This is a genomic window from Bordetella genomosp. 10 (assembly GCF_002261225.1).
In the GTDB taxonomy this organism is placed as follows: domain Bacteria; phylum Pseudomonadota; class Gammaproteobacteria; order Burkholderiales; family Burkholderiaceae_B; genus Bordetella_C.
Map to the genome: position 1 here is coordinate 866,507 of NZ_NEVM01000005.1, position 12,719 is coordinate 879,225.

Here is a 12,719-nt window from a genome sequence, read left to right on the forward strand (position 1 = left end):
GGGCGTAACAAAGCAACACCACCTTGACAGCGCCCCGGCGCGGCCATGGCGCCCCATTTTGATAAGATCGGGCCCCTCCCCGACACCTCCAGCCAGACAAGGAGATAAACCTGCATGTCCAGCCCCGACAGCGATCGTCTCCCCCTGCCCCGCCTGCTCGCCCTGACCGCCGCCGTCATGGCGCTGCTCCTGTCCCTGGCGCTCATGGCGATCCAACTGAGCTTCGGCGCCTACGCCGAGCAGCTTCGCCATCTCTACATGGACCGGGGATACCTGCTCACCATGGCGCTGGACTGGAGCGCGAACGTGACGCTCACCGCCCTCATCGTCTACGCCTGCGCGCGCGCCCATGAGGAAAACCACGGCGCCCTGCCCCTGGCCGCGCGCCGCCGGGTGCAGGGGCTGACGGCGGTCGCGGTGGTGGTCGTGACCCTGGCGCTGCAGATGGTGTGGATCACGCTGTATCCCGTGACGGTGGCGCCCCTGATGCAGTGGACCTTCACCCATGGCCACCATTACGCCGCGCCCCTGATCATGCAGGGCATCAACCTCGTGCAGACCATCATCGCGGCCCTGCTCGTCAGCCTGGCCGCGCTGGCCTATGCCCGCCGCCTCACGGCCATGCTGGGCCACGACGAGCCGGTGGGTCCCATGGTGCCCGCCGCGCGCTCGGCCGCCGCCGTTTTCGGCTGGACCTGGGCGGTCCTGCAGTTGCAGTTGACGCGTCCCCTCTACAGCCTGTTCGGCACCGACGTCATGCGCGAACACCCGAAGGCCGCGCTGGCCCTCGTCGTCCTGCCCTTGCTGCCCGCCCTGGTGGCCTTTGTCGCCGCGGCCAAGCCGCTGGCCGACCTGCAGCCCTGGCGCGCCGCGCCGGGCCGGGCCATCCTGGCCGCCCTGTGCGCTTTCGTCTCGGCCCAGCTCGTCCACGCCGCGGTGGCGCTGGGCCTGGCCTACACCCTGGGGCTGGCGCTGCTGTCGCAGATCGGCATGGTGAGCGGCGCCGTCGTATTGCTGCTGATCTATCTGGTGGCGCTGGTGCCCCTGAGCCGCCTGTTCCTGCGCCTGTTCTACCGAAGCGAGGCCAGCGCGGGAGCGCCGGCCACGCTGTCGAACGCCAGCGTGGACTGAGCCCCTGAGCCCCTAAGCCCCGGCGGGCCGGCGCCGGCCCGCAAGAAAAGAATTCTTATCGCGCCCGTTCCAGCGGTTCGGTCGCCTGGACCAGCCAGTCGCGGGCCGCGCCCTCGACGTGGGGCAGCAGGCGCTCGCGCACCTCGGCGTGATAGGCGTCCAGCCAGGCGGCCTCGTCGGCCGCCAGCAGCGCGCGGTCGATGCAGCGCGTGTCGATCGGGCACAGCGTCAAGGTCTCGAAGGCCAGGAATTCGCCCAGTTCGGTGGTCTGCCAGGGCCGGTTGCAGACCAGGTTCTCGATGCGCACGCCCCAGCGCCCCGGCCGGTAGAGCCCGGGCTCGTTGGACGTGATCATGCCCGGCTCCATGGCCGTGTGCGGCCCCGCCGGCGCGCGATGCGAGATCACCTGCGGGCCCTCGTGCACGTTCAGGAAATATCCCACGCCGTGGCCCGTGCCATGGCCATATTCCGCGCCGCCCGCCCAGATCGGCGCGCGCGCGATGGCGTCGAGCATGGGCGAGAACACGCCGCGCGGGAAACGCGCGCGCGACAGGGCGACCATGCCCTTGAGCACCAGGGTGTAGTCGCGCTTCTGCTCGGCGGTGGGCGCGCCCACCGCCACCACGCGCGTGATGTCGGTGGTGCCGCCCACGTACTGGGCGCCCGAATCGATCAGCAGCAGGCCGTCGCCGGCAATGGTCGCGTGCGACTGCGCGGTGGCGCGGTAGTGCGGCATGGCGCCGTTGGCGTTGAAACCCGCGATGGTGCCGAAGCTCAGCGAGACGAAGCCCGGCTTGCGCGCGCGCGCCGCGCTGAGCACCTCGTCGACCGTCAGCTCCGTCACGGTCTCGCCGCGCGCCAGGGCCGCCTCGAACCAGGCGAAGAATTCGCACAGGGCGGCGCCGTCCTGCTCCATGGCGGCGCGCACGTGCGCCAGCTCGGCGTCGGTCTTGCGCGACTTGGCCAGCGTGCTGGGATTGATCGCCTCGATGCGCCGCGCCGACGGCGGCAGCGCGGCCAGCACGCCCACCGTCACGCGGGCCGGATCGACCAGCACCGCGGCATCGTCCATCGCCGCCAGGGCGGCGGGCAGCTCGGCGTAGGGCCGCACGGCCACGCCGTCGGCCCGCAAGGCCGCCTGCAAGGCGGCGTCCACCTTGCCCAGCGCCACGAACAGCGTCGCCGCCGAGTCCGTCACCAGGGCGTGCGCCACGAAAACGGGGTTGTATTCGACGTCGGCACCGCGCAGATTGAACAGCCAGGCAATGTCGTCCAGCGAGGAAACCAGGTGCGCGTTCGCCTGGCGGGCGCGCATGGCCTCGCGCACCCCGCGCAGCTTCCCGGCGCGCGTGACGCAGGCATAAGGCGCCAGGTGCTCATAGACCTTGCCCTCCGGCAGCCCGGGCCGGCCGGGCCAGACGGCATCCAGCACGTCCTGGCCGATGTCCAGCGTCACGCCGCGCGGACCCAGCGCGGATGACAGCGCCTGGAAGGCGCCGAGCGACAGCACCTGGCCGTCCACGGCCGCGCGCGCGCCCTTCGGCAGGTGCGCCGCCAGCCAGTCGACATGGCCGGGAACGCCCACCGCGGCGATCTTCATCAGGCTCACGCACGTGCCGGCCAACTGGGCCTCGGCCTGCACCCAATAACGGCTGTCGACCCAGAGGCCCGCGAAATCCGCCGTGACCACCAGGGTGCCGACCGAGCCGGTGAACCCCGACAGCCACTGCCGCCCCTGCCAGCGCGCCGGCAGGTATTCCGACAGATGCGGATCGGCCGAGGGCACGATGCAGGCCGACACGCCGCGCGCGGCCATTTCGTGGCGCAGGGCGGCGATGCGGGCGTCGGCGGCGGAGGACGGGGAAGCGGAAGGCGTCGGTCGGGTCATGGTTCCAGGGTTCAGCGCAGCATGAAGGACATGGCGGCCAGGCTGTTGAGCGTGCGGATGGCCGCCTGCATGCTGTCGGTATGGAACCGCAGGTTGACGCCGTCCACCCGCTCCAGCGAGGGCAACATGCAGAACAGGTCGGCCACGGCCGTGGTCTGGGTTTGCAACTGGCATTCTATCGGGGGCGCGATGCGGAAGGGCTTCAGGCTGCCCAGATTGGCCATGGCGGCCTGCGCCGCCTCGGCGATGGCCGCGCGCGAGGCCGCCGGCGACAGCGTGGCGCCGCTGCCCTGCCCGCGCGCCACCTTGGTCTGCACCCACAGGGCGCCGGGGAACAGCTCGCGCGTTTCGCCGATGAAGACGTCGTCGCCGCTGGCCAGCGCCACCGGCACGCCCAGTTCGCCCGCCAGCGCGCCGTACAGGCCGGCCTCGCCCAGCTCCATGCCGTTGATGCGCACCTTGGCGAAGGCGAAGCTGTTGATCGTGTGGGCCAGGATGCCGCGGCCCTGCGCGCGCGAGTGGTAGCCGATCATGAAGACGCCGTCGCACGGTTCTTCCAGGCCGCCCATCATGCCCAGGTAGCGCGGCTTGCCCATGACCAGGCGGGCGCGTTCGTCGATGCCGTCGAGCAGCAGGTTGCGGAAGCCGCCGTGCGAATCGTTGACCAGGACGTCGTCGGCGCCGCCGGCGAAGGCGCCGCGCGCGGCCGCGTCGGCCTCGCCGGTCATCCAGGCGCGGGCCCGTTCGTATTCGCCGTTGCCGGCCGTGATCTGCTGGGAATGGAAGACGCCGGCGACGCCTTCGATATCGGTGGAAACAAGAATGCGCATGGCAAGCTCACGAGGAAGTGGAGACCGGGGCCGCGGCAAGCCAGGCGGACCAGGACGGAATGGCTTCGGTGATGGCCTGGCGGACGTGGCCGTCGCGGCCGCGCACCGTGACGGCGCGCCACAGGGCGTGGATGATGGCCTGCTCGGTCGACTCGGCGGCGGCCTCGAACAGGGGGTCGATGCGGGATTCGTGCAGCAGGCGCGGCGCGGGCATCTCGCGCTCGGCCAGGTGGGGCACGGTATAGGCGGTGGAAAACGCCAGCGCGATATCGCCGCTGCCGTGGCCGTACACCGAGCCGGTGCGCGCCAGGCCGGCGCCCGCGCGCAGGGCCAGGCGGCGCAACTGGCGCGCGTCCAGCGGCGCGTCGGTAGCCAGCAGGAGAATGATGGAGCCCTTCTCCGGGCCATTGTCCGGGCCTTGGCCCAGGTCCTGGCCGCGCCCCGGGCCATCGCCCGCGGCGCCCGCATTCGCCCCGGCAACCGCAGCATCGCCATCGACAGCCTTCGCGCTTTCCGCCTCCCGCAGCCAGCGCCCGAACGGCCGCCCCGCCACGGTCAGGTTGGGCTTGCGGCCGTAATTGGCCAGCACCAGCGCGCCCACCGTGTAATCGCCGGCCCGGCGCGAGGCCGAGCCGATGCCGCCCTTGAAGGAAAAGCAGGACATGCCGCGTCCCGCGCCCACGGCGCCCTGGTCGAACACACGGCCGGCGGCGGCCAGCGCCTGGCCGTAATGCGCCTCGGTCACGGCCAGGGCCTGGATGTCGTTCAGATAACCGTCATTGCACTCGAAGACCAGCGGATTGACCGTGGCCCACTCCCGGCCCACCTGCGGATTGGCCCGCACCGCGTCGCGGATCTGCGCGTTGGCCACCGTGCCGACGCCGAAGGTATTGGTCAGCGCGATCGGCGTTTCCAGCACGCCCAGTTCCTCGACCTGGATCAGGCCGGTGCTCTTGCCGAAGCCGTTGATCACCGACGCCGCGGCCGGCACCTTGTCGCGATAGGGATCGCCGCCGTGCGGCCGGACCACGGTGACGCCGGTCTGGATCGGCCCGTCGTCCAGGGTGGCGTGGCCGACGGCCACCCCCGGCACGTCGCAGATATTGTCCAGGGGGCCCGTGGGCAGTTCCCCGATGCGTGGCGGATTCCGCTTGCCATCCATGATGCTGTTTCCTGCTGTCTTACTTGCGGTCGATCTTGGGGTCCAGCGCGTCGCGCAGGCCATCGCCCAGCAGGTTGAAGGCCAGCACCGTCAGGAAGATGGCCAGCGCCGGGAAGATGGCGATGTGCGGCGAGGTCACCATGTCGGCGCGCGCCTCGCTCAGCATGGCGCCCCACTCCGGCGTGGGCGGCTGCGCGCCCATGCCCAGGAAGGACAGGCTGGCGGCCGTGATGATGGACGTGCCCACGCGCATGGTGCCGTACACCACGATGGGCGAGATCGTGCCCGGCAGGATGTGGCGCATGATGATGGTCCAGTCCGAGGCGCCCACGCTCTTGACGGCCTCGACGTAGGTCATGTGCTTGATGGCCAGCGTGTTGCCGCGCACCAGCCGGGCGAAGGCCGGCACGCTGAACACGGCCACCGCCACCACGACGTTGACCATGCTGGAGCCCAGGATGGCCACCACGCCGATGGCCAGCAGCATGCCGGGGAAGGCCAGCAGCACGTCGGACACGCGCATCGTGATGCGCTCCCACCAGCCCTCGTAATAGCCCGCCATCAGGCCCATCGCGGTGCCGACCACGGCGCCCAGCGCCACCGACACGAAGCCGGCGATCAGGGAGATGCGCGAACCCATGAGGATGCGGCTGAAGATGTCTCGGCCCAGCGAATCCACGCCCAGCCAGTGGGTCAGCGACGGGCCCGCGTTCAAGGCGTCGTAGTCGAAATAGTTTTCGGGATCGAACGGCACCAGCCAGGGCGCGAAGATCGCCACCAGCACCAGCAGCAGCACGAAGACGGCGGCGGCCACCGCCAGGTGCTGCTTCTTGAACTTGCGCCAGAACTCGCTGAACGGCGTGCGCACGTCGGTCGGCGCGGCCGGGGCGGCGGGCGGCGCCGAGGAAGGGGTAACGGTATTGATGTTGCTCATGGCCGCCTCACTTGTAGCGAATGCTGGGATTGATGACGCCGTACAGCACGTCCACGACCAGGTTGATCGCAATGAATTCGAAGGAGAACAGCAGCACCAGTCCCTGGATCACGGGATAGTCGCGCTGCGTCACCGCGTCGACCAGCAGGCGGCCCAGGCCGGGCCAACTGAACACGGTTTCCACCACGATGGAGCCGCCCAGCAGGAAGCCGAATTGCAGGCCCATCATGGTGACCACCGGAATCATGGCGTTGCGCAGCGTGTGCTTGACCACCACCACGCGTTCGGACAGGCCCTTGGCGCGCGCGGTGCGCACGAAGTCTTCCTGGATCACTTCCACGAAGGAGGCCCGCGTGAAGCGCGCCATCACGGCGGCCACGGCGGCGCCCAGGGTGATCGAGGGCAGGATGTAGTGCTTCCAACTGGAAGCGCCCACGGTGGGCAGCCATCCCAGGCCCACGGAGAAAATCTGCATCAGCATCATGCCCAGCGCGAAGGCGGGAAACGAGATGCCGGAGACGGCCAGCGTCATGCCCAGGCGATCGGGCCACTTGTTGCGCCAGACCGCGGAAACGATGCCGATCACCATGCCGAACACCACGGCCCAGACCATGCTGGTCAGGGTCAGCAGCAGGGTCGGCATGAAGCGGTCGGAGATTTCCGTCGTCACCGGGCGCTTGCTGCGCAGCGAAGTGCCCAGATCGCCCTCCAGCATGTGCTGGAAGTAGCGCACGAACTGCTGCGGCAGCGGCAGATCCAGGCCGAGGTCGTGGCGCACCAGCTCGACGGTCTGCTGATCGGCATCCTGGCCGGCGGCCAGCCGCGCCGGATCGCCCGGCAGCATGTGCACGAACAGGAACACCACCACCGAGACCAGCAGCAGCGTGGGGATCATGCCCAGAAGGCGTTTGACGATATAGGAGAACATTTAGATCATTCCAGCGCGCGGGTCCGTCGGGACGCCGCGCCAACTTGCGGCAAAAGGCCGCGCGCCGGCCCATTGCCGGGCGCGGCGCGCGGATCGTTGCGGCTTACTGCTTGAGGTCGATGTCGCCGTACCAGAAGTTGGTGTCGGGCTGCACGTACACGCCGGTCAGGTTCTTGGATTTCGCATACACGTTGTTCTGCGTCACCAGGAAGGCCCAGGGCGCATCCTTCCAGACGACTTCCTGCGCGTCCTTGTACAGCGCGGCCTTCTCGTCGCGGTTGGAGGTGGCCAGCGCCTTGGTCACGTCCTCGTCGACCTTGGGGTTCGAGTAATAGGCGGTGTTGTTGAACACCGGCGGGAACGCCGCGGTAGTCAGCAAGGGACGCAGGGCCCAGTCGGCCTCGCCGGTCGACGACGACCAGCCGGCGTAGTACATGCGGACCTGGGCGTCATCGGGCTTCTGCACCTGCTGCACGCGTTGCACGCGCTGGCCGGACTCCAGCACCTCGACCGACACCTTGATGCCGACCTGGGCCAGTTGCTGCTGCAGGAACTGCACCACCTTGACCGAGGTGCCGTCGTTATAGGCCGACCACAGCGAGCTTTCGAAACCGTTGGGGTAGCCGGCTTCCTTCAGCAGTTCGCGCGCCTTCTTCGGATCGTAGGGGTATTCGCCGGTCTTCACGGCGAAGTCCACGCCCTGCGGCACCACGCCCGTCACCGGCGTGGCGTAGCCGGCGAAGGCCACCTTGGCCAGGGCCTGCTTGTTGATGGCGTAGTTGATGGCCTCGCGCACCTTCGCGTTGTCGAAGGGCTTCTTCATCGTGTTCATGGACAGATAGCGCGCCATGATCGAGTTCTTGTCGTTGACCAGGTCCAGCTTGTCGTTCTTGGCAAGCACGGCGGCCTGCTCGAACGGCACCGGGAAGGCGAACTGCGCCTCGCCCGTCTGCACGACGGCCGCGCGGCTGTTGTTGTCCGTGACGGTGCGGAAGGTCAGCGTATCGATCTTCGGATAGCCCTTCTTCCAGTAGCCGTCGAACTTCTTCACCTTCAGGTATTCCGCCGGCTTCCATTCGACGAATTCGAAGGGGCCGGTGCCGACCGGGTGAAAGCCGATGTCCTTGCCCCATTTCTTCAGGGCGGTCGGCGAGATGATCATGGCCGACGAGTGGGCCAGCGCGTTGATGAAGGCCGAGAACGGCTTCTTCAGCGTGATGCGCACGGTGTAGGGGTCGACCACTTCGGTCTTGGCGACCTGGTTGAACTGCGTGTACCGAGCCAGGTGGTTTTCCGGATTAGCGACGCGGTCGAAGTTCACCTTGACGGCGTCGGCGTTGAAATCGGTGCCGTCCTGGAACTTGACGCCCTGGCGCAGCTTGATCGTGTAGACCAGGCCGTCCGGGCTCACTTCGTAGCCGGTGGCCAGCAGCGGCTGGATCTTCAGGTCCTTGTCGAATTCGAACAGGCCTTCGTAGTAGGCCTTGCCGGCCGCCTGGTTCAGGGTGCTATTGGTGTTGTAGGGGTCCAGCGTCTCCAGCGCGATGGCGACGGCGAAGGTCACGTCCTTGCTGGCGTGGGCCAGCGGGGCCGCGATCATCCCGAAGGCCAGCGTGGCGGCGGCCATCATGCGGGTCGGGCGCAGTAGTTTCATGATGAAGCACTCCTGTTGTCGAGGAAGGAGGTTTGGTGGTTGAAAGACAAAGCGATCGTCTGGATGGGGACTGCCGGACCGCCGCGGCGAAGGGGAAGGCGCCGCGGCAATCCTTTCAATACGCGCCGCCCAGCGCGTGGCGGGCGACGTAGTGATCGGGACCGACGTTCACCAGCGGCTCGACCAGGGGCTCGTCGCCCGGCTTGCGCACGGGGCTGGGAATCTCCTCGGTCAGCAACTGGCGCTTCAGGTGCCGGCGCTGCGGATCGGCGATGGGCACGGCGGCCATCAGCTTCTTCGTGTACGGGTGCTGCGGATTCTCGAAGATGGCGCGGCGCGGGCCGATCTCCACGATCTGGCCCAGGTACATCACCGCCACGCGGTGGCTGATGCGCTCGACCACCGCCATGTCGTGCGAAATGAACAGGAAGGACACGCCCAGGTCGCGCTGCAGGTCGATCATCAGGTTGACGATCTGCGCCTGGATGGACACGTCCAGCGCGGACACCGATTCGTCGGCGATCACCACCTTCGGATTCAGGGCCAGGGCGCGCGCGATGCAGATGCGCTGGCGCTGGCCGCCGGAGAACTCGTGAGGATAGCGCTGCGCCACTTCCTGCGGCAGGCCGACGCGGTCCAGCAGCTCGGCGACGCGGCGCTCGGCCTGCTTGCCGCTGGCCACGCGGTGCACCAGCAGGGGCTCCATGATGGAGAAACCCACCGTCACGCGCGGATCGAGCGAGGCGAAGGGGTCCTGGAAAACGAACTGCATGTCGCGGCGCAGCGTCTGCATCTCGGCGCCCTTGAGCTTGCCGATGTCGCGGCCTTCCAGCAGGATGGTGCCGGACTGGCTTTCCGTCAGGCGCAGCAGGGAGCGGCCGGTGGTCGACTTGCCGCAGCCGGACTCGCCGACCAGGGCCAGCGTTTCGCCGGGATAGAGGTCGAAGCTGACTTTTTCGACGGCGTGCACGCGGCCGCGCACCCGGCCCAGGATGCCGCCGCGCAGATCGAAGCGGGTCACCAGGTCGCGCACGCTGAGCAGCGGCTCGCCGCCGTGGCTGGACGGCGCCGACGGCGGCGCTTGCGTGGTCTCGGGCGCGGGCGCCGCCGCGGACCGCGGCGCGCCCTCGACCTGCACCAGCGGGAAGCGGGCCGGCAGGTCGGTCCCGGCCATGGAGCCCAGGCGCGGCACGGCCGACAGCAGGGCCTTGGTGTAGGGATGCTTCTGCTGGGAGAAGACCTGCTCCGAAGGCCCTTCCTCGACCTTGTCGCCGCGGAACATGACCAGCACGCGGTCGGCGACTTCCGCCACCACGCCCATGTCGTGGGTGATGAAGATCACCCCCATGTGCATTTCTTCCTGCAGCGCGCGGATCAACTGAAGGATCTGCGCCTGGATGGTCACGTCCAGCGCGGTGGTCGGTTCGTCGGCGATCAGCAGCGCCGGCTTGCAGGCCAGCGCCATGGCGATCATGACGCGCTGGCGCATACCGCCCGACAACTGGTGCGGGAAGCGGTTCATGATGGAGCGCGCTTCCGGGATGCGGACCAGTTCCAGCATGCGCAGGGCCTCGGCGCGGGCGCCCGCCTTGTCCTTGCCCTGGTGCAGGCGGATCGACTCGGCGATCTGGTCGCCGGCCGTGAACACCGGGTTCAGCGAGGTCATCGGCTCCTGGAAGATCATCGCCATGTCGGCGCCGCGCACGCCGCGCATGGTGCGCTGGCTGGCGCCGGCCAGCTCCAGCAGCGAGCCGTTGCGGCGGCGCAGTTGCATGCTGCCCTGGGCGATGCGGCCGCCGCCGTGCTCGACCAGGCGCATCAGCGCCAGCGAGGTCACGGACTTGCCGGAACCCGACTCGCCCACGATGGCCAGGGTCTCGCCCCGGTCGACGTGGAAATTGAGATTGCGCACCGCTTCCACGGTGCGCTCGGCGCCCACGAAGCGCACGGTCAGGTCACTGACCTGGACAACCCGGTTATCCGGCATCGCCAGGCGTTCGGCTCCATCGGCCATCGTTCTGTTTCCTTGCTTGCTCAATACGGGAGACGGGTCCGCCAGCCGCCCGCTTATCGGTAAATCGAAGCCACCGGGGCCTCGCCCACGCGGGCGTAGCCGCGGTACATGCCCTCGGTGTTGAAGGGCAGCGTCACGTTGCCCTGCGCGTCCACCGCGATCAGGCCGCCCTTGCCCTGGATGCGCGGCAGCTTTTCATGGATGACGGCATGCGCGGCCTGCTCCAGCGTGGCGCCGCCATATTCCATCTGCGCCGCCACGTCGTAGGCCGCCACCATGCGGATGAACATCTCGCCGGTGCCGGTGGTCGACACCGCGCAGGTGGCGTTGGCCGCATAGCAGCCCGCGCCGATCAGCGGCGCGTCGCCGACGCGGCCGACCTGCTTGTTGGTGATGCCGCCGGTCGAGGTGGCGGCGGCCAGGTTGCCCTGGGCGTCCACCGCCACGGCGCCGACCGTGCCGAACTTGCGGTCGGCGTCGATGGGCTCGGGCGCCGGCTGGGCGCGCGCCACCATGGCCTGGCCGTCGTGGTCCAGCACCGCGGCGTCCGGCTGCTCGCGCTGCACGCGCAGCAACTGCTCGCGGCGCGCCTCGGTGGAGAAATAGGAAGGATCGACGATCTCCAGGCCCTGCTCGCGGGCGAAGGCCTGCGCGCCCTCGCCCACGAAGAACACGTGCTTGCTGTTCTCCATGACCTTGCGGGCCGCCAGCACCGGATTGCGCACGCAGTTCACGTTGGCGATCGCGCCCGAGCGCAGCGTGGCGCCGTCCATGATGGAGGCGTCCAGCTCGTGCGTGCCGGCGCTGGTGAACACCGCGCCGTGGCCGGCGTTGAACAGCGGACAGTCCTCCAGCAGGCGCACGGCCTCGGTGACGGCGTCCAAGGCCGATCCGCCCCGCGCCAGCACGGCCTGGCCGGCACGCAGGATGCCTTCCAGCGCGTCGATGTACTTGCGTTCCTGCTCGGCGGACATGGCCGCGCGCGACATGGCGCCGGCGCCGCCGTGGATGGCGATAACGGGTTGTTGCTTCATCTCTTGCGGTCTCCTGCGCCGTGGATCAGCCACGGCATGACGGACTGGGTCACTTCCAGCGCCGCCTGTATCGAATCCCTGGCCTTGTAGGACACGGCCGCGCCCAGCGCCTCGATCAGGCACAGCGCGGCGGCTTCCGAATTGGACGAGTACTGTCTTTCGCTGTGGGCGTAGAGCGCCCCGACCGTGGCGGTGGGCGCCAGCGGGGAGGTCGGCTTGTCCGTCATGGCCAGCACCTGCACGCCGGCGGCCTTGGCGGCCGTCGCCAGCGTCACGGTGTCGTTCAGGTAGCGGGGGAAGGAAATGGGGATCAGCAGGTCCTTGGGCGTCAGGCGGTAGGTCTGCCGCGCCGCCCAGGACACGCCCGCGGGCGTGGCCAGCGACTCCACCGAGCCGCGGTACACGAACAGCGCGCGCTGCAGCAGGCCGGCCAGGAAGCCGCTGGCGCCGAAGCCGACGATGGCGATGCGGTCGGCGGCCAGCACCGCGTCGACCGCGCGCTCGATCACGCGCGGGTCCATCGTTTGAAGCGTGCGCTCGATATTGCGCGCGTCCTCGCGCAGCGAGGTGGCGAACACGTCGGCCGCGCTGGCCGGCTGGGCCAGTTGGGTGCGCAGCCTTTCCACCGGCGCCAGCGCCGATTCGAACCCGCGCGCCAGCTCGGCGCGGAACTGGGCGTAGCCGGGCAGGCCCAGCGTGCGCGCGAAACGGTTGGCGGTGGCGATGGACACCCCGTTGGCGGCGGCGAACTCGTCGATGGTCATGGTCGCCGCGCGGAACTGGTGCGCCAGCACGTACTCGGCCAGCTTGTGCTGGGCGCGGCTCATCGTGTCCTGGACGCTGGCAATGCGTTCGGCAATGGAGGCGACGGGCGCGTCGTTCAAGGGGGCATCCAACTTGGGTAAGGCTCTCAGGACAGGATGTAAATTTAATTACGGCATAATTTTAATTAAGAAAATAAATTTTCAAAGTCGGGGTAAACCCCAAAAAACGCCCCCACGCCGCGCGGCTTACGCCGCTTGCTGCCGCGTTTTTGCCTTGGGGCGGCCCGGCGGCAAAAAAGGCCGGGCATAAGCTTCGGTGCCCATCCAGGGCGTAGCGGAGCCGGCTTTGCCGGTCCGCCAACGCCGCCCCCTTGAGGGGG

General features: G+C 68.9%; 10 protein-coding genes. 1 reads left to right on the forward strand and 9 read right to left on the reverse strand.

Annotated elements, in window-relative coordinates:
* Nucleotides 1-114: 114 nt before the first annotated feature.
* A complete protein-coding gene (locus CAL29_RS20135) occupies nt 115-1,131 on the forward strand; it encodes a hypothetical protein (protein ID WP_094854803.1) in 1,017 nt (338 codons plus the stop codon).
* A 55-nt stretch (nt 1,132-1,186) separates the two neighbouring features.
* Here CAL29_RS20135 and CAL29_RS20140 read toward each other — a convergent pair whose 3' ends face one another.
* The 9 genes from CAL29_RS20140 to CAL29_RS20180 all read right to left on the reverse strand — a co-directional run bounded on the left by CAL29_RS20140 (nt 1,187) and on the right by CAL29_RS20180 (nt 12,459).
* Entirely contained in the window at nt 1,187-3,019 is a 1,833-nt protein-coding gene (locus tag CAL29_RS20140) for an aminopeptidase P family protein (protein WP_094854804.1), read from the reverse strand.
* Nucleotides 3,020-3,030: 11 nt separating this feature from the next.
* Nucleotides 3,031-3,849, reverse strand: coding sequence for a M55 family metallopeptidase (locus tag CAL29_RS20145; protein ID WP_094854805.1), 819 nt, complete (start codon nt 3,847-3,849; stop codon nt 3,031-3,033).
* A gap of 7 nt (nt 3,850-3,856) precedes the next feature.
* Nucleotides 3,857-5,011, reverse strand: coding sequence for a DmpA family aminopeptidase (locus tag CAL29_RS20150; protein WP_094854806.1), 1,155 nt, complete (start codon nt 5,009-5,011; stop codon nt 3,857-3,859).
* Nucleotides 5,012-5,030: 19 nt separating this feature from the next.
* Complete coding sequence (gsiD, locus tag CAL29_RS20155; protein WP_094854807.1) at nt 5,031-5,945, reverse strand: glutathione ABC transporter permease GsiD; 915 nt, start codon at nt 5,943-5,945, stop codon at nt 5,031-5,033.
* Nucleotides 5,946-5,952: 7 nt separating this feature from the next.
* Nucleotides 5,953-6,873, reverse strand: coding sequence for a glutathione ABC transporter permease GsiC (gene gsiC / locus CAL29_RS20160; protein WP_094854808.1), 921 nt, complete (start codon nt 6,871-6,873; stop codon nt 5,953-5,955).
* Nucleotides 6,874-6,976: 103 nt separating this feature from the next.
* The gene (gsiB, locus tag CAL29_RS20165) at nt 6,977-8,530 is read right to left on the reverse strand and encodes a glutathione ABC transporter substrate-binding protein GsiB (RefSeq protein ID WP_094854809.1); all 1,554 of its coding nucleotides are present in this window, start codon (nt 8,528-8,530) and stop codon (nt 6,977-6,979) included.
* A gap of 112 nt (nt 8,531-8,642) precedes the next feature.
* Entirely contained in the window at nt 8,643-10,541 is a 1,899-nt protein-coding gene (locus tag CAL29_RS20170; protein ID WP_094854810.1) for a dipeptide ABC transporter ATP-binding protein, read from the reverse strand.
* A 53-nt stretch (nt 10,542-10,594) separates the two neighbouring features.
* Complete coding sequence (locus tag CAL29_RS20175) at nt 10,595-11,575, reverse strand: isoaspartyl peptidase/L-asparaginase family protein (protein WP_094854811.1); 981 nt, start codon at nt 11,573-11,575, stop codon at nt 10,595-10,597.
* The gene (locus tag CAL29_RS20180) at nt 11,572-12,459 is read right to left on the reverse strand and encodes a MurR/RpiR family transcriptional regulator (protein ID WP_094854812.1); all 888 of its coding nucleotides are present in this window, start codon (nt 12,457-12,459) and stop codon (nt 11,572-11,574) included. Before CAL29_RS20180 ends, CAL29_RS20175 begins: the two co-directional genes overlap by 4 nt.
* Between the last annotated feature and the right edge of the window lie 260 nt (nt 12,460-12,719).